The sequence below is a fragment of the Chitinophaga agri genome (assembly GCF_010093065.1).
In the GTDB taxonomy this organism is placed as follows: Bacteria; Bacteroidota; Bacteroidia; order Chitinophagales; family Chitinophagaceae; genus Chitinophaga; species Chitinophaga agri.
In genome coordinates this window covers 1781923-1804113 of the sequence record NZ_CP048113.1, presented here as the reverse complement: position 1 = coordinate 1804113, position 22191 = coordinate 1781923, and the positions used below count along the sequence as shown (strand labels likewise).

Below are 22191 nucleotides of genomic sequence, written 5' to 3'. Positions count from 1 at the left end.
TGCAAATGAACTTCTGTAAAGCATGTCCTGGCAGACATACCTTCAGTCAGATGCATAGTATTCCCTTTCAGGGGAGTACCTGCCACAGAGAAGAGTGCTTACAGCGCTTTAATGCTGTCCAGTGTAATAGCAGCAGGATTGATCTTCATGCCATCCCGCAGATTGCGGACGCCTTCGTATACTACTTTTTCTCCTTCACTAAGGCCGGACTGCACGATGTAACAATTCGCCAGGCGGGGGCCTGGTACGAAGTTTTTCATTTTTACCTGATTCGACTTGTCCAGAACGAATACATAGTTTTTATCCTGCATTTCAAACACGGCTTTCTGTGGCAGGAGCATAGCATTGCTCATTTCATTGCTCAACATTACTTTACCGCTGGCGCCGTGTTTCAGCAACGATTGCGGGTTAGGGAACTTAGCCCTGAAAGCGATGGAACCGGTGGTTTCTTCAAATTCGCTTTCGATCGTTTCTACATTACCCGTGTAAGGATAGTCAGTGCCATCTGCCAGGATCAGTTTTACGGCCGCCTGTGTATTAGCGCCATTAGATCGGCGGTGCTGGAGATATTCTGTTTCAGAAACATTGAAATACGCATATACTTCCTTGATATCTGAAACGGAGGTCAGCAGGTCGCCTTCCCCGATCAGGCTACCGGTCTTGGAAGGTATCCTGTCAATATAACCATCAAATGGAGCCCGGATAATTGTATAGGACAGTCTGGTGGAGGCGTTCGTCTCAGCGGAGCGTGCTTCTTCAATACGCGCCTCTACAGCTGCGAGCTTGGCTTTGGCAACTTCCAGCTCACTTTTCGCGATGACTTTCTTGTTCACGAGGAGGGTCACGCGGTCTAGTTCCAGCTGTGCGCCTTTGGCTTCAGCGACAGCACTGCTAAGCGCTGCTTTGGCTTTTGCCAGCTCAGAGCGGTATTCTTCATCATTCAGGGAGAAGAGGAGTTGTCCCTTTTGGACTTTCTGTCCCTCATCCACATAGATCTTATTCAGGAAGCCATTCACACGGGCACGTATTTCTACATTACGTACCGCCTGAATATCGGCAACGTAATTTTTGTGAAGAACGGTATCACAGAGTGACAGTTGCAGGACCGGGTAGGTATTTAATTCGTTCTCATTGTTTACGTTCTCCGCGCGGGTGATACAACCACCCAGGGCCGCACTGATGGCCAGTATATATATAGTCTTAGAAGTATGCATGATAGGAGTGAATAGTTTTTCAGGACCGCCATTCGACGGTCCGTATTACCAGATACATACAGCTTCAGCCGACAAGCAAACAATGATTGTCAGCTGTTTACAGCTGCATGTTATTTGTAAAAAACGGGTGACGATGGGAAAAGGTCAACTATTCAGAAGGGCGTATACCTTGACAGGAAACTATAATAGGCAGGCAGAAAAGCATGTTGCTGCTGATACACACCTGTCTTGTTTTCCCGTGTAGGTATATAGAAAACCAGGTTATGCTCCAGTTGTGAGAAACGGGTCGTATAACTGGATTGTTGGGTTGTACTATTGAGATAAAATCTTTTCTTGCGGGGGACCTTGGTCGCTTTAAAGAAAAACGGCGCATTGATATCCTCCGGTTCTTCTATGCCCAGGTCTTCACTATCTATACAACGGAGGTGAATGGTCTCATGGTCAAACAGCCGCTCAAAACAGATGCTTTTAGCCTTCAACGGTGATTTCGCCTGCACGACAGCTGTGTGACCTGTCGCAAGGCCACATATCAGCAGAATGTACAGTAAAAATCTGCGCATGATATGCCTGTTTTTGATATCCATGAATAAAGTTCGCTCTTAGTTGGTACCACAAATATAAAAATGATGACCGCTTAATCCAAATGTGGAATTGACGAACGGTAAAAATTTATTATTTGTTAATAGCTTCAGCTTCTTCTCTTGTGAGTTTTTTCGTTGTAAACGAAAAGTTAAAAATAAATTGTAGTATCAGTGCATCGGGTAAAAATACCAGGTAATGCATTACTATAAAAAACAGTACGAGAGATGCCATTAACGGCACCAGGATATAGGGTAAAAGCATCATTTACCGCAAAATAGGCAAAATCCTATGGATGGGCCTTCTTGTTCAGGCATGTTCCTTGTTTCATTTTTTATAACGTGCACATTATGAGACGTTATAAATAAAGACAGATTAATAAAAATTAAATAAGATTGTATGAGACCCATTATTTATTTTCTGCTGATTGGTGGTATGGCCTGTAACGCACCCATAAAAAATGACCAGGGCGCATCAGATTCCAGTAATTTACAAGAGGAAGCTACACAGAGCGCATCGGCCAATCCGAGTGAGAATGCAAGCGGCGGTACTGTAAATGCTGGTAGTGCGCCGGCGCCTGGTGAGGAAGAGTCAAATGTAAGGAAGGGCGGTAATGAAGCCGTATCGAGAGTACTCCGTTTTAAAGACCATAAATATGCTATTGTTGTAAAAGGGGATGGTGCAGGCAGGTCTATTACCATCGCAGACACAGACACAAAGATCGACTCTCTGAAAGCCGATAGTACTACCCTGCACGATATCAAGGGCAGTTTGCAGACAACCGCCATCGAGGACCTGAACAACGATAAAAACCCGGAAATATACATGTTCACCTATTCCGAAGGCACTGAACGCACAGGCAGTGTATACGGCGTCACTTATGTAAATGGCAAAGCTATAAGGATCTTTTCCGGTGATGCCGACAACGCTGATCTGAAAGGATACCGGGGCAGGGATTCATTTTACGTACAACAGCAACGCATCGTCCGTTCATATCCTGTCTATGGAGAAACAGATCCTGACGGTATTCCTTCCGGTGGCAAACGTACGATCAAATATATGCTGACCAAACAGTCTAACGGTTATATGCTAAAGGAAACAAAATAACCGTTATAGTATAGTATACGCATAAAATGCTATCCGGTACAAAAGACTTCCATATCAAAGACAAAGACAAAACAAAAAAGACAAAACATAAAAAACAGACTCAGTAAACTCAACACAAACACTAAACAAACAAAACATGGATTGCGATACCGAAAACATATTATGGGGCCTTGCAGGATTGATCCTGGGGGCCTCATTAGTACGCATATTCGGCGTTTACTTCAGCCGTTACTTCAGAAGGGGCCATGTCAGGCTGCAGCAAAAGCGCCTCATCCTGTATGGCTATGATACCCAATATTCCCTTATCAGGACCGGCTATACAATTGCACAGGCGGAAGTACTGCTCAAATTCTACAATAATGCCGCTACGACAAGAACAGTCACAGATATCTCCATCGCCGGACGATTCAGTCTGACTAAGTTCATCGTCAAATTTGAGGGAAATCCGCTCCCTCCGGGCATTAACGTAGAAAGCAAAAAGACGGTAGAACGCCGCTATGGAGGCCTCATCATTCCCGGCACCAAAGTCAACCTCCTCAGACAGGAAGACTTCAGTGTAGTAGTGAATTACAAAGTTGGCGACCGTACTTTCCAGGAAACCTTCCTCCCCGAAGAACTCGAAGTGAAAGACCTTCAAATGGGAACGGTTTTGAATTAATGAGGAATATAATGTCTGACAACTATACATAAGCATAGCATAACATAGTCCAGGGTACCACAAGAACCGTAGCAATAACCAGGACCATATTTTATTGATCGCCAGTCCTCATACCATAGTCGTGGCTTAAGACGAAGACAACCACATTTCCTTCATTAATAACCGATACACTAATTACTGAACAGATCTTGCGGTGTGCCCTATAGCATACCATTTAATTCCTATGCTCATACCCCGCCCGATCAAACACCACCAGGTAAACAACAAGGCAACAAAGCATAAAAAAGCCGGACAGGTAAAACCCATCCGGCAAAAGAAATAACGACCACCAGGAAGACTTATTCCACAGGTTTGAGATATTGCGCATGCGCATATCCCTCATCTCCGCTATTCGTCCTGATCAGCCACCATTGATCACTATGTTTACTGATCAGCGTAACGATCTCCGCATGCGCGGCCTTACCAATAATCGGCTGATCCGTTCCCGGACCCTTCCGCACATTCAGATTGGACGACTGTGTCACCACTTCAAGCTTCGCGCCCTCCACGGCCGTCGCCACCTGTATATCCATCACCACATCCCCTGTAAGGAAATTAGGATCAATCTTCCCGTAAATATTCCACAGCGTATCCTTTACATTTCCGTTAGGCGCTTCGCCCCTGATATGCAATACACCATCCTGTTCAGCGATCTGTAAATCGCTGGTACCGGAAGATCTGGCAGTATCTATCAGTTCTTTGTATTTGTCCTGTAATGACATAACATTGAATTTAGCAGATTATTTCACTTTCAGACCAGACGCATCCACTTTCTTCGGATGTAAACCGTCCAGTGCTTTCTTCAGCGTCTTCCATTTTGCAGCAGACAGTTCACCCGTTACCGTGATCACCCCTGCTTCAACTTTAACATCAACACCAGGGAAGTCTTTGGTAATATCGGCAACACCTGTACGCAGTGCCTGGTCCTCCGGATTCACCATCGCAGCATCAGGTGCAGGAGCAGCAGGTGGAGCAGGAGGAGTGACCATGATGTTGTTAGTGATGCTTTTTACACCGTCAACACCCGCCACGGCGCTTTCAGCAGCAGCTCTTGCTGATTCATCAGGTACATTACCCGCCAAAGTAACGACACCTTCTTTGACGTCAGCAGTTACCTCGGGCATGGAGCTGAGTTGTTCCGTTACTTTTGCCTGTATCTGTGTATCAGAAGGTTTGCTTTTACAAGCTACCATGACAGCCAGTGCCAGACAAAGGAATGCAGTGCTCAATTTACTTTTCATAATTATCAATTGGGGATGGTTAAAAATTTTTCGGGGAAGAGTGATTATCTGAACATCTTTGTCAGATCATTCAGGTCAACATCGCCATCACCGTCTTTATCAAGACCCAGTTTACCACCGATGTTGCTGATAGTGCTTTGCAGGTTACCGCCACCTAAGCCGCCCAAGGCGCCGCCCAGGTTACCACTCGTAACAGAAGCCAGAATATCCTGGATATTGAAGCCATTGCCTGTTCCCTGGCCACCGCCTTTCATTGCACCCAGTACAGCCGGGATCAATGCAGCAGCAATGCTTGCAGCAGTAGCCCCATTGATACCGAACTTCTCCATGATATTACCGGCAAAGTTCTGCTGGATGTTCTGTGCAACGGGATGATCAGCAGATTCCAGCGCGCCTTCTACCTTGTCAGTTTCGCCGTTCTCTTTCAGCTGACTGAATGTAGAAAGGATAGAATGCTGTGCTTCAGCGATCACGCCATCATTGTACTGATTAGGTACTTCCGGATTATTGATGACAGATTGCAGACCGCTCTGCTGGATCAATTGCGTTAATTGTTCTAACATAAATGAGTTTTATAAGATAAATAAGATCGACAAAGGTATGGAACAGGTTGGAACCTTATAACAATCTTATCCACAGGAAGGTTCAGTACAAATATTTTACCAAAAAGAATCATTGATAAGTAATCATATATAGCCGCGAAGGTAATTGGGTCGTTAGCCTGCACAAATCACAGCCCGTTCAATGCCTGATTCCACATTCCTGATCATGTAACGGATGCTGATAATAATAAAAAAGCGATGGCAGTTTCACTGCCATCGCTTTTTTATTATTATCAGCATCCGTTACATGAAGCCCAGCTCCAGCCGCGCTTCTTCACTCATCATGTCTTTGTTCCATGGTGGATCGAAAGTGAGTGTTACATCTACGTCGGATACGCCTTCAATGTCTTTCACCTTTTCATCTACTTCACGAATAATATCGCCAGCTACAGGACAACCCGGCGCCGTCAGCGTCATGGTGATACCGACGCGGTTATTTTCACCTATTCTGATTTCGTATACAAGGCCCAGCTCCAGGATATTCACCGGTATTTCCGGATCAAATACTGTGCGCAGCACCTCTTCGATCCTGTCGCGTAAAGTCATTTCATTTTCGCTCATAGTTCTGTGCCGTTTTTTTGTGATTGAGATTTTGCCTCATAGGCGATAGCGTATAGCTTAATCTGTTTGAGCATGCTCAGTAGTCCGTTGGAGCGGGTGGGAGAGAGGTGACTGCTCAAGCCGATGGCGTCTATAAAGTATATTTCTGCTGTTGCGATCTCTTTAGGTGTATGGCCGGAAAATACCGTGATCATCAGACTTACCAGTCCTTTGGTGATCACTGCGTCACTGTCTGCCGTGAAGTGCAGCAAACCATCTTTCATTTCTGTGTGCAGCCATACCTGCGACTGACATCCTTTGATGAGATGCTCAGGCGTTTTATATTGTTCGTCTATCAGCGGCAGTTCCTTACCCAGTTGAATAATATGCTCGTATTTATCCATCCAGTTCTCCATAAAGGAGAAGTCTGATATAAGCTCGTCCTGTTTTTCTTTGATGGTCATAATCCTGTTATCTTAACATAGTAACGGCTCTTTTGATGCCGGCTACTAATCTGTCTATATCTTCAAAGGTTGTATATACTGCAAAGGAAGCACGCACAGTACCGGGTATACAGAAGAAGTCCATTACCGGTTCTGCACAGTGGTGGCCGGTACGGATAGCGATACCCTGTTTATCCAGCAGTTCACCGAGATCATACGGATGAATATCATACACCAGGAAAGAGACCGCACCGGAGCGGTGTTTCGGGTTACCGATAAAGCGCAGGCCTTCGATCTGGCTGAGCTGCTGTACGGCATATTCCACGAGTTGTTCTTCCCAGGCATGTATGTTTTCAACACCGATCTGTTGTATGTATTTGATCGCCGCTTCCAGCGCGATCGCGCCGCTGATATCAGGCGTACCCGCCTCAAATTTATAAGGCAGTACGTTATAGATCGTCTTGGCGAATGTAACGGTTTTGATCATATCGCCACCGCCCTGATAAGGAGGCAGGCGGTCCAGCCACTCTTCTTTACCGTAGAGCACACCGGAACCGGTAGGACCATAGATCTTGTGACCGGAGAATACGAGGAAGTCTACATCCAGCTCCTGTACATCCACCGGCATATGCTGCACAGCCTGTGCTGCGTCGAGCAATACAGGAATGTTGCGGGCATGTGCCTGGGCAATAATGTCGCGTATAGGATTAACAGTGCCGAGGGAGTTGGATACGTAGGTAACAGCGATGATCTTTACTTTATCAGTCAGTAATGCACTGAACTGGTCCATGAGCAGTTCACCCTTTTCATCCATTGGGATGATCCTGAGTTCTGCGCCACGGTCTTCACACATCATCTGCCAGGGAACAATGTTGGAGTGGTGTTCCATAGCGGTTGTCAGTACCACATCGCCTGGCTTGATCTCACCGCGTCCAAAGGAGTAAGCGATCAGGTTGATACCATCCGTGGTGCCTTTGGTAAAGATGATCTCTTCCGGTTTGCGGGCATTGAGGAAGGTGGCAATGGTCTTACGTGAATTTTCATAAGCAGCAGTTGCCTCCTGGCTCAGGTGGTGTACACCACGGTGTACGTTACTGTTGATGCGGGTGTAGTATTCTATCAGTGTATCCAGTACAATTTGCGGTTTCTGGGTAGTTGCCGCATTATCAAGATATACGAGAGGTTGCCCGTATACTTTTTCCTGTAACAGCGGGAAGTCCTTTCTGATCTTTTCTATGTCTATAGCCGGAACAGTGATGTCTGGTACCTGTTGCATAATACTCTGTTATTTATCGTTCTTCTCTGAAGCATCAGAGGTCATCCGGGATAAACCTGGATGACCTCGTGCAAAGATCGGAATTTCTGATCGAATTAGTTATTGATAGCGCCGGCTACATACTGGCGGATCTTTTCTGCGAGGAAATCCTGTAATGCCGGTATGTGTACCTGGTCGGTAATGTCAAATGCGAAAGCATTTACCAGCAGAGACTTGGCCGCTTCTTCACCGATACCACGGGAACGCAGGTAGAAGAGGGACTCTTCGCTGAAGCGTCCTACGGTGAAACCGTGACTACACTTCACATCGTCTGCATATATTTCCAGCTGTGGCTGAGAGTTGATATTGGCCTTTTCGCTCATCAGCAGGTTATTGTTCTGCTGGAAAGCGTTTGTTTTCTGGGCATCCTGGTGTACATGGATCTTACCGGTGAATACACCGTTGGCATCGTCCAGCAGTACGCCTTTGTACAGCTCATTACTGTTACAGTGTGGCACGAGGTGATCCACGAAAGTGTGGTTATCAACGTGCTGGGAGCCTGTAGCCAGGTAGAGGCCGTGCAGATTTGTTTCCGTATTACTACCGGTCAGCGCTACGCTGAGGTTGTTACGGGTCAGTTCTGCAGACGGCAGTGTAAAATTGAAATGATGATAGCGGCTGTCAGCTTTCTGCGTAGCAGAAGTGTGATAGATGTGGCGGCTGTTTTTGATGGTGCTCTGGATGTTATAGTGCCAGAGTTCTGCATTTTCTTCCAGTACCACTTCGGTCACCCCGTTCACAAAAGCGATGGCCTCGGTGAGACCTACAGCGCTTTCGATGATCTCAAGGGTGGCGCTCTTATGCAGCACTACCAGGTGGCGTGGCTGAATGAAAGCGTTTGCGGAAGCCGTATATACATGAATGATATGCAAAGGTTTATCGAGGGTAGCGTTTACGCCGGCTTCGATGAACAGGCCATCAGCAAACAGCGCCGCGTTCAGTGCAGCGAAAGGCTGTGCCTGCAGGTGCGGGTGTTTGTCAAACCATGCCTGCAGCTGTGGATTACCAGCAGCATCGCTCAGTTTGGAAACGGTGATCTTACCGCCGGTAGGCAGGTTAGAGAGATCAGCCTGGAGGCGTCCGTTCACCAGTACAGCGCGGTAGCTGTCCAGTTGCGGAATGCTGGCAGATTTTAACTGTTCAGCGGTTACCGCGCCCTGTTCTTCCTGTGCGAGGGTAAAAGCATCTTTCAGAAAGCGCTGTATGTTAGTATAGCGCCATTCTTCCGTTTTGATAGAAGGCAGACCAAGTTCCTTGAAGCGGCCGAAGGCCAGCTTACGTGCAGGCATGATTGCGTTATCGGCATCCACTTTCTGCTCCGGACCGGGTACCCCGTTGGATATAAAGTCGTAAAATGATTTGTCGCTCATGGTTCTTTTTGCGTTATACAGATTCTTTCTGGTGTACCTCTTCTTTCAGCCAGTCGTAGCCTTTTTCTTCCAGTTCCAGTGCCAGTTCTTTGGTACCGGTCTTGACGATCTGACCATTGTACAGTACGTGTACGAAGTCAGGCACGATGTATTCCAGCAGGCGCTGGTAGTGGGTAATAACCATAAAAGCCTTATCTGCATTGCGCAGTTTGTTCACGCCCGCAGCAACGATACGGAGGGCGTCGATATCCAGGCCGGAATCAGTTTCATCCAGGATCGCTAATTTCGGATCGAGCATAGCCAGCTGGAACACTTCATTCCTTTTTTTCTCACCACCGGAGAAACCTTCGTTCAGAGAACGGTTCATCAGATTGGCGTTAAAATCTACCAGCTGCTGTTTTTCTTTGGTCAGCTTCAGGAACTCTTTAGATTCCATCGGAGCCAGACCATGGTAAGTCCTGATCTCATTTAAGGCAGTCTTGAGGAAGTGCAGGTTAGACACACCTGGAATTTCTACCGGATACTGGAACGCCAGGAAGAGGCCTTCACGGGCACGGTCTTCCGGAGAAAGATCCAGCAGGTTCTTTCCTTCGAAGATCACTTCGCCTTCTGTCACAGTATAATTTTCACGACCCGCTAACACAGAAGACAATGAGCTTTTTCCTGAGCCGTTTGGGCCCATGATAGCGTGCATTTCACCTTTCCTGATTTCCAGGTTGATGCCTTTCAGGATCTTTTTACCGTCTACTTCTGCGTGCAGATTTTTAATCGTCAGCATGATTGTATGTTTCTCTGTTGTTTTTTGCTTTGTAAATTGTTTAATTATCCTACGCTACCTTCCAGTGTGATAGAAAGCAGTTTGCGTGCTTCTACAGCAAACTCCATTGGCAGCTGGTTCAGTACTTCCTGGGCGTAACCATTTACGATCAGGGCGACTGCCTTTTCGGTTTCTATACCACGCTGATTCAGATAGAAGATCTGGTCTTCCCCGATCTTGGATGTCGTTGCTTCGTGTTCTACGGTAGCAGTACTGTTCCTCGATTCGATGTACGGGAAGGTGTGTGCACCACAACGGTCGCCGATCAGGAGGGAATCACACTGGGTGAAGTTACGGGCATTTGCTGCGCGTGGTCCTACCTGTACCAGTCCACGGTAGGTATTGTCGCTGTTTCCTGCGGAAATACCTTTGGAGATGATACGGCTGCGGGTGTTGCGGCCCAGGTGGTAGATCTTGGTACCGGTATCAGCGATCTGCTTATTACGGGTAACGGCTACTGAATAGAATTCGCCTTCGGCATCGTCGCCCTGCAGGATCACACTTGGATATTTCCAGGTGATAGCAGAACCGGTTTCTACCTGTGTCCAGGAGATCTTGCTGCTCTTACCCTTACAGATACCACGTTTGGTAACGAAGTTATAGATACCGCCATTACCGTCTTTATCACCAGGGTACCAGTTCTGTACGGTAGAGTACTTGATCTCTGCACGTTCCATGGCGATCAGTTCCACGACTGCAGCGTGCAGCTGGTTTTCGTCACGTCTTGGAGCGGTACAGCCTTCCAGGTAGCTTACGTAGGATTCATCATCAGCGATGATCAGGGTACGCTCGAACTGACCCGTATTTTCCGCGTTTATACGGAAGTAGGTGCTCAGTTCCATTGGGCAGCGTACGCCTTTAGGAATGTATACAAAAGAGCCGTCGGAGAATACAGCAGCATTCAGGGCGGCAAAGATATTATCAGAGTGAGGAACGACAGTACCCAGGTATTTTTTAACCAGGTCAGGGTGGTTTCTTACTGCTTCACCAAAGGAGCAGAAGATGATACCCATTTCGTTTAATTTCTCCTTGAAAGTAGTGGCAACGGAAACGCTGTCAAATACAACGTCCACAGCAACGCCGGCCAGTGCTTTCTGTTCATTGATAGGAATGCCCAGCTTTTCGAAGGTGGCCAGCAGTTCCGGATCTACTTCATCCAGGCTGTTGAGCTTTTTCTTTTGCTTGGGAGCTGCATAGTAAGAAAGCTTCTGGAGGTCCAGTTCCGGCATCTCGAAATGCTGCCATTTCGGGAACTGCATCTTTTTGAAAGCCTGAAAACCTTTCAGACGCCATTCCAGCATCCATTCAGGTTCTTCCTTTTTAGCAGAGATAAAGCGGATGGTGTCTTCATTCAGACCCACTGGCGCCATCTCCATCTCGATGTCGGTGGTGAAGCCAAACTCATATTCCCGGTTGGCTATATCATCTATTATTTCGTTGCTGTTTCTCATTTTCCGAGTTAATTAAGTAATGCAGAAGCCTGTTGGTAATAATAGCTCATTATACCGCGAAGCTCTCCCCACAGCTACAGGTACGTGTAGCGTTCGGGTTGTTGAAATAAAGCCCCTTGCCGTTGAGACCATCGGAATAATCCAGCTCAGTGCCATACAGGTACAGGAGGCTTTTCATCTGCACCACAATTTTAACACCTTTATCTTCGAAGGTCTGGTCACCTTCCTGATGCTCGCTACTCTCAAATTTCAGCACATATTCCAATCCTGAGCAACCGCCACCTTTCACGCCTACGCGTACAAAAGTACCGGGAGCATGGTTCTCCTTGACCATAAGGTCTTTTATATATTCACCTGCTTTTTCTGATACTGTTATCATATTGCTTCCTTTTATACAGATTTCACCATATTGTGACAATGTAAATGGTGAGATAATTGTCTGATGTTCCGTTAATTCTTAGAAACTGGTATCTCTGAACTATAGATTATCATTCACATTTACGGCAGGGAGTTTTTCCCCGATCCGCGCATCCCCCAGCAAAGAGATCATTCTGTCGAACTTATTCTTATATGCCGTAGTGAAGGTTTTTGTTTCCTGGTCATATAAATGCTCCTTCATGATGGGTACTGAAAAAGGTAATACCCACGCCCGGAGGGCCTTCGCTACCGAATCCATTGCATTTATACCCTGCATGGCCTGGGATCCGTCTCCCCAGCACACCAAAGCTACAACCTTTCCCGTTAAATACGGATTTCTGAGCTTGCTGGTCATTTCCAGCCAGTCCAGCGCATTTTTCATGACGCCAGTCATACTGCCATGATAAAGCGGCGTGAGCCATACGTGGACATCGGCCTTACAGAAGGCATCACACATGGTTTTAACGGAATCGGGCATCTCACCCTTTGGATATGCAAAGAACGGAATATGGCCGTCAACAGGACTGAACACTTCCGTAGAAAATCCCTTTTCGCGGAACTGCTCTTCGAAGTAGCGCGCTAACTGATTGGCAGTCGTATGAGGGCTACTGTCCATTGTGCCGTTGAAGATCAAGACGTTCATTTAATATTCCTCTGTTTTAAACTGTTGTTCTGGCAACAAATTTTTTTTACTCCTACAAAATTACGACATTTGAGAATAAAACAAGTAATAACTTGGAAAATTATAGACCCATCACAAAAGCGACGGCAGACAAGTTTCTGCAGTTACTGAAGACGAAGGGGCCTCAATCGGCCGCTACGCTGGCAGCCGCATTAGGTATAACAGGAGAGGGCGCCCGCCTCCAGCTCTTAAAGCTGGCTGAAGAAGGGCTTGTGGTGTCGGCTACCACCTCAAAGGGAGTAGGCCGGCCTGTTCAAATCTGGGATCTGACTCCCCTGGGCCATGCCCATTTTCCTGATACACATGTCGAGCTGACTTTACAATTAATTGAAACCATTCGCCGTGAACTCGGCGAAGCCGCCCTCGCAAAGGTAGTGGCCGCCCGTGAGTTTCAGCAACAGGAAAAATATATGAATGCGCTGGCTAATATCTCCGGCGTAGGGCAAAGACTCGCACAGTTTGCCACCATCCGCTCTTCCGAAGGCTATCTCGCTGAATGGAAGGAAGAGGAGGACGGGTTCGTTTTTATTGAAAATCACTGCCCTATCTGCTGTGCAGCTACCCAGTGCGCCAATATCTGTGAATCTGAGCTTAAAACCTTCCGCGCACTCATGGGTGAACAGGTGGAGGTGAAGCGCGTAGATCATATTATCGCAGGTAACCGCCGCTGTGTATACAAGATCACAAAAAACAAAGACCTGGCGGAAACCCGCTAAAACAATATCATTGCAGTTAAGTATTTAATAATGGGTGTATCCTGACTGGATCCGCCCATTTTTTTTGCCGCCCTGTTTGCTGCCCCTGCTTTACTATACCGCTTGGCCGTCGCTAGTTCGTCGCTAGTTCGTCGCTTGTATATCCAATCCGTAATAAAGCAATCCACTCCCTGCCATCACAGCTGCCTGATGTAAAAAGAAGCCGCCTTTCCTGCTACTGACGCTGCCCGGCATAATAGTCAGTATAATATTAGTAAGGACTCAGATTCCATGCTGAACAATGTAAATGCGCGACGACATCGCGTCACGAAAGGTCGATTTGGCGTCATAAACCGCGTGCTTCAGATATTTAAATATTGTAAGGTGCTGGAAATAAATGATTAAACACCGGAGGGATACCTGAACGCTTATTCAGGAAACAATTCAGGTGAAAGCTACCTGGATACTGAGCAAAATCCACGTTACCGTCATAATATCAACACGAATGTGCCCGCTATGATCAGCGCTGCTCCGATTAATAGCTTGATAGTCAATGTCTCATGAAGGAACAGGGCTGATAATATGATGGTCAGGGCCACGCTCAACTTGTCTACCGGCGCCACCTGGGAAACCTTGCCCATCTGCAAAGCCTTAAAATAAAAGATCCAGGAAAGTCCGGTCGCCACCCCTGATAATACCAGGAAAATCAAACTGAACCTGGACAACTGATGTATGCCTTTGCCCTCACCTTTCACAAACACAATGCCCCAGGCCATGATCAGAATAATGATCGTCCTGATAGCTGTCGCCAGATCAGTATTGACGCCCCCGACACCAATTTTTGCAAAAATGGCTGTCAGCGAAGCAAATAAAGCAGCAAGTAAGGCATACCACCACCACATAACTAATAAATTCGTTTCCCAAGAATATTCAAACTCCTTTCAACGCCATCAAGCACCGCAATATTGGGTAAATGCGCCCATTCCTTAAAACCCAGTTGCTCAAACAATTTCAGGCTCGGCACATTGTGCGCAAAGATGAATCCAAGCAGGGTATGGACCTTAATAGCTGCACACTGCTCCATGGCATAAGTCAGGATCTTCTTGCCATAGCCCTTACCCCGGCTGTTCTCATGCAGGTAAATACTGATCTCCGCAGTGCCATCATACGCCGGCCGGCCATAAAAAGACTGAAAGCTTACCCAACCTACAGTGACGCCTTCATCTTCTACCATCCATAACGGACGTTTCTCTGGTGAATGGATGTTAAACCAGTGTAACCGGCTTTCTACCGACACCGGTTCTGTATCCGCAGTAACCATACGGCCTGCAATAGTGGTATTGTAAATGGCAACAATTTCCGGAAGATCCTCCAGCGTGGCGTTCCTGTAATTCATGAGTGTAACTCGATTATATAGCTGCAAACGTAATAAAAAGCGGGTGATTCCCTGAGTGGAATCATCTTTTTTCTTTTTTATTGTGCATGACGTCCGCCAAAGATAATGCCGTAGCCCATCTTCGCATAGATCTTGTCAATAACGTCATTCACTTTCGGACCTGGTTTGCTACCTATTTCGAAAGTGAAATGGTGTCTCCAGTTACCGATCATCTTTATTTGCGGATAACCGTCTGCCACCAATGGCGAGGCTATGCATGCCTTATCGTCCCTTACAGAGAGGCGTCTTTAGAACTGCATATCATATTTGTAGTCTTTCTGTAGCAAACTGGTAATAAACGCATCCACAAATTTTCCTTTCTGGAAGAATGCCTGTCTTACCTGGCCTTCCTGTTCAAACCCGAGTCGTTTCAGCAGGCGATAGGAGTTAATATTGGCAGGATCCACATAGGCTTCGATCCTGTTTATCAGTAATTCTTCAAACCCATATTGCAGCAGACGGTGTATACTGTTGATCATGATGCCCTTGCCCCACCACGAGGGAAGCAGGTCATACCCCAGTTCCATCTTATAGTGGGTCCGGTTGATGTGATGAAAGCCGCAGGTGCCGATCAGTTCATTGTGACCAGTGATAGTGATGGCCCAGCGCATACCCTCTCCACTGGCCAGCTTCTCGCGGAAGAAAGAGATCAGTTGCACTGCTTCTGACACATTGACGAATCGTTCGATGTCCATAAAGCGTACAACCTTCTCATGCGAGAAGAGGGTGAACAGGGCCGCGATGTCCTTTTCATCAATGGCCCGCAATGTGATATCGCCGGTTGTTAGCGTGGGTATTTCCATGACTGTTTATTCACTGACAGGGTCCGGTGCCTTCTCTTCCTTGACTGGCAGCGTTTTTTTCTTTAAGGTCACATCCCCCAGCAGGATCGCCCAGGGCTGCATGTATTCTATATGTTCAAATACGATCTTCATGATGGCAATAAATGGGATAGCGAGGAACATGCCAGGAACACCCCATATGAGGTTGCCGGATACGACACCGAGGATCGTCATCAGGGCGTTGATCTTCACTTTTGAGCCCATAATACGCGGTAGCAGGACGTTACTATCCAGGAAATGCACGAGTAATAATCCGGCTCCAACCTGTATAGATGCCGCCAGTGAACTGTTTGTCAGCGTCAGCAGCATACAGATTACCGTGGCCACATAAATACCCAGATAGGGAATAAGGTTGAACAGGGCAGCCATAATGCCGAGCAGTGTGGCATATTTTACGCCAAAGATCCACAACATGGCGCAGTTCACAATAGCCACCACCACCATTTCTATCATCAGACCGGACACATATCCTTTGATAATGGATCGGGTCTGCATCACAACATCCAGCAGCTTTTCCCTGTGTTTTTCCCTGAACAGGCGTATAAGGAACGTGATGATCAGAGAACGGTATAACAACAGGAAGAAGGAATATAACAATACGAAGACAGTGAAAATCAACAGGGAAGAAAGGGAGAGTAACATCCGGCTCACCACGGAAGTAGCGGTACCTAATGTCCCCATCGCCATTTGTTCGAGGTAGTCCATCTGACGCGCCGCATCAATATGGAACTTTACGTTTATCCATGTCTGTAATGCATTGAGTGAATCCATTAACTGTTGCTGCAACTGTGGGAAATCCGCCACAAATGACCCCATCTGTGTGGCGAGCAGCATCAGCACGCCCAGTAATAATATCACGAAAAGAAAAATGACGGTAAATGCTGCCATCCCTCTGGAAAAACGCCATTGCTCCAGCTGAGCTGCCATCGGCAGTAACATGATAGACACTAATGTGGCAAAGGCTAGTGGCACGATCAGCTCATGGCCCAGACGGGCAATGTATATGATCAGTAAGATAGATAATAGGGTAAACGCCAGCCTGGCATTAAACGGCAGCTTTACTTCGTTCATGGACAGTTTATTTCCCTCAAATATACAAGCAATTGGCAATTGGAATCAGGAATTAGGAATTTTTGCGAACAGCGGTCTGCCATTAAACTAAAAAAGCGCTCCAGACATTCGTCGGAAGCACTCCTGAGTTATTCATGAAACCAGTGTAAACGGCCTAATGCTTAATGCCCGGTTGCTGGTTCAAATGAGTTGCCTGAAATGGGGTATATAAATTACGCTTTCATTGGGACCTATCATCGATATAAAGAAATGTGTGCCACTCATTTTAAATACGCCTTCCTTAATATATCTGTCAATGAACTCGTACATCGGGATGCCGGCAGTGGCAAAGTCAGTCGGTACCGGCAACGTGATGTAATGCCCACCTGGCATACGCTTCTGCATGAGCCTTTCAAACTGTATCGTTTGTAACAGTGCAGGTGTGATATCTTTGGTAGGGATCAGGATACCGGCATACATGCTCATTCGTTCATAATCAGTGACCGGCACTGAGTCCAGTGTGCTGGTAATGACTTTTGCATTGATTAACTGGTGGGTCTGAATGATCTCCCGCATCCGCGCCTGTTCACGGTTCATCTTCATGATCATCTGTGCCACAGGATCCTGGCCACGGGACAATAGTGTATAGAATAAGGTGCTCTCCGGTAAGTGATCACTCTCGGTTCTTTCAAAACTGAATAATGGCGTGATCAGTGATCCCTGTTTCGCGAAAGTGTGTACAATATGATTGACCAGTTCCAGCGTACGCTTTTCATTGGGCAACGTATCTATTTTCCTGAAACTGCGGGGGCTTTTGTGAAAGTATTGTGTGAAAGCCTTGGTGTAGGCGGCAACGGTAGCATACCCAGTCATGTCGCCGATCTCGCTGATGTTGTAACCGCTATGCCTGAGTAAACCAGCGGATACTTCCAGCCGGTGGCGTTTTACATATTGCCAGTAAGGCTCGCCGGTAATGGTGGTAAAACTGTGGTAGAAATAGGAATAGGAAATGCCCAGGTAATCAGAAACGTCCTTCATTTCGAATGATTCGGACATATGATCGTCTGCATAACTTAGCGCTTTTAGGGCCATCAGCTCCATCTCACGAGCCTGAGGGTTGTGGTTCATAAGTTTGTTTGAGTTTGAGGTATTACACGGTTATAGTAGGTTTTTCTAACATTCCAAGCTGCCTGTGACTTAAATGATAATTTACATATTAAATTAATCATTAACCGATCATATCGAATGTAAGATTTTGGGTGGATATCACGAAAAAAACGTTGGGTGATAGCCCGCATTGAGTACTTTTTGTGAGCAGAAGACAGAAAATTGATTACTTTCGCCGCCGCCAAAATAAGATATTGACAATTTTTATCGAATTCCGGCGTTTATTAGAGAATTAGTACAATTATTGCAATTGTTCCCCCTGTTTACCTCTTATGCCTGCTGAAGTACCTCTGGGATGTACCGGAGGATTAAACATGATCATTAATCAATCCCCTTAATTGATGCCAAATCTAAGTTTATTGAAGAATCGTTTGTCTCGTGCTGTATGGAAAAGAGTTGTTGTTATTTTATTAGTATGTGCGCCTTTCAGCGCTTTTAGTCAGTACTGGCAGGCCGGTGGTTTCCTTGGTATCACCAATTACAGCGGAGATCTTACACAGAAAAGGGTGGACATGCGTTATACCCGTTACGCCATTGGCGCGCACGTGAAGAGAGATATCAACCGTTATCTTACTTTACGCGCAGGGCTGACCTACGGTCGCATAGCCGGCGCTGACAGCACAAATACAGATACCATGTTGCTGAAACGTAACCTGAGTTTCCGTTCACCTGTCTTTGAAGCTCAGGTGGGCGTGGAGATCAACTTCCTTGACCTTGATGAAAAGAAGATCACGCCTTATATACACGGCGGGATAGGCTATTACAGCTTCTATCCGACGACCAAAGATGCGAATGGGAATACAGTTAAACTCAGGCCGTTGTCAACAGAAGGGCAGGGGATGAGCCAGTACCCGACACGTAAGCCATATAACATCCGCCAGTTCTCTATTCCGTTCGGAGCGGGTGTGAAGTTACTGCTGACCGACAACTGGATCGTCGGATTTGAATTCGGGTTGCGCAAGACATTTACCGATTACCTCGATGATGTGAGTCTGACATATATTGATAGAAACAGTCTGCTCCGTTCACGTGGGCAACAGGCCGTTAACTTTGCATATCGTGGTGATGAAGTAACCGGTAACCACGTTACACCGGGTACGTACCCTACAGATGGCACTACCCGCGGTTCTGATAAATATAATGACTGGTACATGTTCACAGGGCTCACACTTAGTTATCGCTTTGGTGGAGGAAATGGCTATGGAGGCCACTGGAAAAAACAGAAAGCATCTGATTGTCCAAGATTTTTTTAAATGAGGCACTCGGAATTACTATAATAAACTTCTTCACACAATACAAAAAGCGCGCTCCTGGCTATTAGACGGGAGCGCGCTTTACTTTTATACAGCCGCAACCGGAGCGGCTCAATTCCCGCTGCCTTATTTCCGGCCCCCGATTAATTTTAAGCCACATTTAATTTTTGGCATACTTCTTGAAATTTATCTGGCAGACGGAACAGAAGAAACCGTCGCCAACGGATACACTTATTAGTCATTAAAAAGAATACACATACTAGATATTTAAAAATACCGTTTAATAAAAACACGAAAACACCATCATCTTTATTTATCAAATTATTTCATTCAAACGGATAACTATTCCAATCTAATTATCTAATTTAATTCCATCAACTACAAAATCGAACAACGTATGAAACAGATAGTATTAGTATTACTGCTGATAGGGGGAGGTATACTCGGTGCGCAGGCTCAGGGAAGAAGGGGACATGGACACGATGGTCATCATGGTAAAAAATACAGAGTACACCAGGGTCGTTGGGATGATTGTAACAGAGATTACAGAGGCGCTTACTATGGCTGCCGCCCGGCACCTGCAGTAGTATATGTACAACCAGCACCTGTAGTATATGTACCAGCTCCACCGCCACCTCCACGTCCGAGAGTTGTGTATCAGCGCTCGCCGAAGGTAGTGATTGCTACCGGTCCGATTGTAGTTGGGCTGTAAAATAATTGTTCCGCATGCCGGCGGTTTCCGGCAGGAAAGTGCCTAAGAGCACCTTCGTCGCTCAGCGACTACGGAATTAAGGATGACGAATTACGATTGTGTGTATCTTTGCACCTATTGTAATTCGTCATTCGCATTTATAGCATTTAGAAATATGGCATATAAGCACCTGAAACACTTCATAGACACATTAGAAAAGGCAGGAGAGCTAATAAGGATCAAGACTTATGTAGACCCTAAGCTGGAAATAGCTGAAATTACCGACCGGGTAAGTAAATCGCCCAACGGAGGTAAAGCACTGCTTTTCGAAAATACCGGATATGATTTCCCTGTACTGATCAACTCAATGGGTAGCTACAAGCGCATGTGTATGGCGCTGGGCGTTCAGGAGCTGGACGATGTGGCTAATGAAATAGAATCCCTGGTTAAATTATTATCTAAACCGAAGGAAGGGCTGCTGGATAAACTGGCTATGTTACCTAAACTGGGGCAGTTCGCTTCCTGGATGCCGAAAGTCATCAGCGGAAGAGGCGCCTGCCAGGAAGTGGTCATGAGCGAACCCGATCTTAGCAAAATACCTGTGATGACCTGCTGGCCTAAAGACGGCGGACCATTCATCACCCTCCCCGTTATCCATACCAAAGATCCTAACAACGGTACCCGCAACGTGGGAATGTACCGTATGCAGGTATTTGATAAAACCATGACCGGCATGCACTGGCATAAACATAAAGTGTCAGCCAAGCATTTCATGGAATATAAAAAACTGAAAAAACGCATGCCTGTTGCTGTCATCCTCGGTGGTGACCCGGCATATACCTATTCCGCTACCGCCCCGCTGCCAGAGAATGTAGATGAATACATGCTGGCGGGTTTCCTGCGTAAGCAGAAGGTAGAACTGGTGAAATGTATCTCTCAGCCTGAACTGGAAGTACCTGCTGACGCGGATTTCGTGATCGAAGGATATGTTGATCCGGAAGAAGAACTGATCTGGGAAGGTCCGTTCGGAGACCATACTGGTTACTACTCCCTGGCTGACTGGTACCCTCGTTTCCATGTAACAGCGATCACCCACAGGAAAGATGCGATCTATCCTTCTACCATTGTAGGTATCCCGCCTCAGGAAGATGCCTGGATCGGAAAAGCAACCGAAAGGGTATTCCTGGCGCCTATCAAAATGACCATGGTGCCGGAAATGATCGATATGGAAATGCCGGTAGAAGGGGTGTTCCATAACCTGGTGATCGCCCAGATTAAGAAAGATTATCCTGGTCAGGCCCAGAAAGTGATGAACGCAATGTGGGGTGCCGGACAGATGATGTTCAATAAGATCCTGGTGGTAGCCGATGAAAACACCAGCATCCAGCACTATAAGCAACTGGCCCAGTATGTATTTAAACACCTGAACCCGGCTACAGATATTTACTTCAGCCAGGGTCCAATGGACGTACTTGACCACTCCTGTTCTAAAATGGGCTTCGGTGGAAAGATGTGTATTGATGGTACCCGCAAATTTGAAGAAGAGATCCAGGTCGACTTACCGGTGACTGATCATGCTTTTGATCGTAATGTTGTGCTCAAGCGCTTCCACGAGATCAAAGATATCAACGACTCCCTGCTGAAAGAAGGTATACCATGTCTCCTCATATCAGTAGAGAAAGGCCGTCCGCTGCATATTAAAGAACTCAACGAACAGTTATATAACCTGCCGGAAATGAGTGCGATAAAGATGGTACTGTATGTTGAACATACCGTTGATGTACAGGACCTGCCTTCTGCACTGTGGCGTTTCTGTAATAACCTGGACCCTCGTCGTGACAGCTTCGTCGTTCATCCTCCTGTTCCTGGTCAGATCGGTAAAGTAGGTGCCGGTATCGGTATGGACGGTACCCTCAAGACCCGCGCGCTGGATAATTTCGAACGTGACTGGCCAAATATCATCGTCGCAGATGATGCTACTATCAAGGCGATAGATGAGAAATGGGCTTCACTGAACATCGGACCATTCATAGCTTCTCCTTCTCATAAATATAAACCGCAGATGTATGGAGAAGAAGCTGTCGTTCCGCAATAGTTCTTTCCTCCTGCTTTTTTTCCTGTGCGCTGCCGGTAACGTGGGCGCACAGGTGAATCCCGCTGATGTCAGGTACCTCGGTAAAATGGAAGGGTACTGGACGATGAAGACCAAGCTTGGTATCTATGCCGAGAAATGGAAAAGGGTGGATGAGCATTCCTGGAAGGGCAGGACCATGCGTATTGAAGGAAATGACAGTACAAAGATGGATGATATGCGGCTCTTCCTGGAAGGAGATGCCATCTATTTCTCCATCGTCGCAGTGAAAGACAGTGTAGGTGAGCCTGTCAGGTACAAACTACGTGTATTGAAAGCCGTAGGTTTTGTTGCCGAGAACCTGCAGGGTTTCTATCCGCAGAAAATAATATACCGCTGGAAGGATGAAACGCACATGGATGCGCATTTTGAAGGCAAGCAGGGAAAGACCACCCGTGAGATCATTCTGCAATATACTAGGAGATAACACGCCTTTAGGGCCGATTTCCCTA

26 protein-coding genes are annotated in these 22191 nt (G+C 46.6%); 7 read left to right on the top strand and 19 right to left on the bottom strand.

From position 1 onward, the window contains the following. Positions 1 to 98: 98 nt before the first annotated feature. Both GWR21_RS06830 and GWR21_RS06825 read right to left on the bottom strand, forming a co-directional pair. Positions 99 to 1214: an efflux RND transporter periplasmic adaptor subunit gene (locus GWR21_RS06830; protein ID WP_162331000.1), complete on the bottom strand. Its 1116-nt coding sequence runs from the start codon at positions 1212 to 1214 to the stop codon at positions 99 to 101. A gap of 152 nt (positions 1215 to 1366) precedes the next feature. Further along, positions 1367 to 1774: a hypothetical protein gene (locus GWR21_RS06825; RefSeq protein ID WP_162330999.1), complete on the bottom strand. Its 408-nt coding sequence runs from the start codon at positions 1772 to 1774 to the stop codon at positions 1367 to 1369. Positions 1775 to 2192: 418 nt separating this feature from the next. Here GWR21_RS06825 and GWR21_RS06820 point away from each other — a divergent pair, with 418 nt between their 5' ends. Further along, the gene (locus tag GWR21_RS06820; protein ID WP_162330998.1) at positions 2193 to 2900 is read left to right on the top strand and encodes a hypothetical protein; all 708 of its coding nucleotides are present in this window, start codon (positions 2193 to 2195) and stop codon (positions 2898 to 2900) included. Between the two features lie 136 nt (positions 2901 to 3036). Continuing rightward, positions 3037 to 3558, top strand: a complete 522-nt coding sequence (locus GWR21_RS06815; RefSeq protein WP_162330997.1) for a hypothetical protein — start codon at positions 3037 to 3039, stop codon at positions 3556 to 3558. 338 nt (positions 3559 to 3896) lie between these two features. Here the strand turns inward: GWR21_RS06815 and GWR21_RS06810 are convergent, their stop codons facing one another. From GWR21_RS06810 to GWR21_RS06760, 11 genes are all read right to left on the bottom strand, one after another. Further along, positions 3897 to 4319: an SH3 domain-containing protein gene (locus GWR21_RS06810; protein ID WP_162330996.1), complete on the bottom strand. Its 423-nt coding sequence runs from the start codon at positions 4317 to 4319 to the stop codon at positions 3897 to 3899. Between the two features lie 18 nt (positions 4320 to 4337). Continuing rightward, positions 4338 to 4838: a BON domain-containing protein gene (locus GWR21_RS06805; protein ID WP_162330995.1), complete on the bottom strand. Its 501-nt coding sequence runs from the start codon at positions 4836 to 4838 to the stop codon at positions 4338 to 4340. 44 nt (positions 4839 to 4882) lie between these two features. Beyond that, on the bottom strand, positions 4883 to 5401 hold the full coding sequence (locus tag GWR21_RS06800; protein ID WP_162330994.1) for a hypothetical protein: 519 nt from the start codon (positions 5399 to 5401) through the stop codon (positions 4883 to 4885). 282 nt (positions 5402 to 5683) lie between these two features. After that, entirely contained in the window at positions 5684 to 6001 is a 318-nt protein-coding gene (locus GWR21_RS06795) for an iron-sulfur cluster assembly protein (protein ID WP_162330993.1), read from the bottom strand. Then, positions 5998 to 6444, bottom strand: a complete 447-nt coding sequence (locus GWR21_RS06790; protein WP_162330992.1) for a SufE family protein — start codon at positions 6442 to 6444, stop codon at positions 5998 to 6000. The genes GWR21_RS06795 and GWR21_RS06790 overlap by 4 nt, the downstream gene beginning before the upstream one ends. 7 nt (positions 6445 to 6451) lie before the next feature. Continuing rightward, positions 6452 to 7699, bottom strand: coding sequence for an aminotransferase class V-fold PLP-dependent enzyme (locus GWR21_RS06785; protein WP_162330991.1), 1248 nt, complete (start codon positions 7697 to 7699; stop codon positions 6452 to 6454). A gap of 95 nt (positions 7700 to 7794) precedes the next feature. Continuing rightward, positions 7795 to 9108: a Fe-S cluster assembly protein SufD gene (sufD, locus tag GWR21_RS06780; RefSeq protein ID WP_162330990.1), complete on the bottom strand. Its 1314-nt coding sequence runs from the start codon at positions 9106 to 9108 to the stop codon at positions 7795 to 7797. Positions 9109 to 9121: 13 nt separating this feature from the next. Further along, positions 9122 to 9886: a Fe-S cluster assembly ATPase SufC gene (sufC, locus tag GWR21_RS06775; protein ID WP_162330989.1), complete on the bottom strand. Its 765-nt coding sequence runs from the start codon at positions 9884 to 9886 to the stop codon at positions 9122 to 9124. 44 nt (positions 9887 to 9930) lie between these two features. After that, positions 9931 to 11376 (bottom strand): Fe-S cluster assembly protein SufB, encoded by a 1446-nt coding sequence (gene sufB, locus GWR21_RS06770; protein WP_162330988.1) that lies wholly within the window; start codon positions 11374 to 11376, stop codon positions 9931 to 9933. Between the two features lie 49 nt (positions 11377 to 11425). Beyond that, positions 11426 to 11755 (bottom strand): HesB/IscA family protein, encoded by a 330-nt coding sequence (locus GWR21_RS06765; protein ID WP_162330987.1) that lies wholly within the window; start codon positions 11753 to 11755, stop codon positions 11426 to 11428. 99 nt (positions 11756 to 11854) lie between these two features. After that, the gene (locus GWR21_RS06760; protein ID WP_162330986.1) at positions 11855 to 12436 is read right to left on the bottom strand and encodes an NADPH-dependent FMN reductase; all 582 of its coding nucleotides are present in this window, start codon (positions 12434 to 12436) and stop codon (positions 11855 to 11857) included. A 92-nt stretch (positions 12437 to 12528) separates the two neighbouring features. On the opposite strand from GWR21_RS06760, the gene GWR21_RS06755 reads away from it, so the two are divergent. Beyond that, complete coding sequence (locus tag GWR21_RS06755) at positions 12529 to 13191, top strand: helix-turn-helix transcriptional regulator (RefSeq protein WP_162330985.1); 663 nt, start codon at positions 12529 to 12531, stop codon at positions 13189 to 13191. Positions 13192 to 13658: 467 nt separating this feature from the next. Here GWR21_RS06755 and GWR21_RS06750 read toward each other — a convergent pair whose 3' ends face one another. The 6 genes from GWR21_RS06750 to GWR21_RS06730 all read right to left on the bottom strand — a co-directional run bounded on the left by GWR21_RS06750 (position 13659) and on the right by GWR21_RS06730 (position 17625). Further along, positions 13659 to 14072: an EamA family transporter gene (locus GWR21_RS06750; RefSeq protein WP_162330984.1), complete on the bottom strand. Its 414-nt coding sequence runs from the start codon at positions 14070 to 14072 to the stop codon at positions 13659 to 13661. 2 nt (positions 14073 to 14074) lie between these two features. Further along, positions 14075 to 14566 carry a GNAT family N-acetyltransferase gene (locus GWR21_RS06745; RefSeq protein ID WP_162330983.1) on the bottom strand — a complete coding sequence of 164 codons (492 nt, stop codon included), beginning with the start codon at positions 14564 to 14566 and terminating at the stop codon, positions 14075 to 14077. Between the two features lie 77 nt (positions 14567 to 14643). Beyond that, the gene (locus GWR21_RS31660) at positions 14644 to 14778 is read right to left on the bottom strand and encodes a hypothetical protein (RefSeq protein ID WP_262888485.1); all 135 of its coding nucleotides are present in this window, start codon (positions 14776 to 14778) and stop codon (positions 14644 to 14646) included. Between the two features lie 75 nt (positions 14779 to 14853). After that, positions 14854 to 15408, bottom strand: coding sequence for a GNAT family N-acetyltransferase (locus GWR21_RS06740; RefSeq protein ID WP_162330982.1), 555 nt, complete (start codon positions 15406 to 15408; stop codon positions 14854 to 14856). A 6-nt stretch (positions 15409 to 15414) separates the two neighbouring features. Next, on the bottom strand, positions 15415 to 16518 hold the full coding sequence (locus tag GWR21_RS06735; RefSeq protein WP_162330981.1) for an AI-2E family transporter: 1104 nt from the start codon (positions 16516 to 16518) through the stop codon (positions 15415 to 15417). A gap of 180 nt (positions 16519 to 16698) precedes the next feature. Continuing rightward, positions 16699 to 17625 (bottom strand): helix-turn-helix transcriptional regulator, encoded by a 927-nt coding sequence (locus GWR21_RS06730; protein WP_162330980.1) that lies wholly within the window; start codon positions 17623 to 17625, stop codon positions 16699 to 16701. 398 nt (positions 17626 to 18023) lie between these two features. Here GWR21_RS06730 and porG point away from each other — a divergent pair, with 398 nt between their 5' ends. The 4 genes from porG (at position 18024) to GWR21_RS06710 (ending at position 22166) form a co-directional block, all read left to right on the top strand. After that, on the top strand, positions 18024 to 18917 hold the full coding sequence (porG, locus tag GWR21_RS06725; RefSeq protein WP_162330979.1) for a type IX secretion system protein PorG: 894 nt from the start codon (positions 18024 to 18026) through the stop codon (positions 18915 to 18917). A 397-nt stretch (positions 18918 to 19314) separates the two neighbouring features. After that, positions 19315 to 19629 carry a hypothetical protein gene (locus tag GWR21_RS06720; protein ID WP_162329737.1) on the top strand — a complete coding sequence of 105 codons (315 nt, stop codon included), beginning with the start codon at positions 19315 to 19317 and terminating at the stop codon, positions 19627 to 19629. A gap of 154 nt (positions 19630 to 19783) precedes the next feature. Next, a complete protein-coding gene (locus GWR21_RS06715) occupies positions 19784 to 21703 on the top strand; it encodes a menaquinone biosynthesis decarboxylase (RefSeq protein WP_162330978.1) in 1920 nt (639 codons plus the stop codon). Continuing rightward, on the top strand, positions 21675 to 22166 hold the full coding sequence (locus GWR21_RS06710) for a hypothetical protein (RefSeq protein ID WP_162330977.1): 492 nt from the start codon (positions 21675 to 21677) through the stop codon (positions 22164 to 22166). Before GWR21_RS06715 ends, GWR21_RS06710 begins: the two co-directional genes overlap by 29 nt. Positions 22167 to 22191 lie beyond the last annotated feature (25 nt).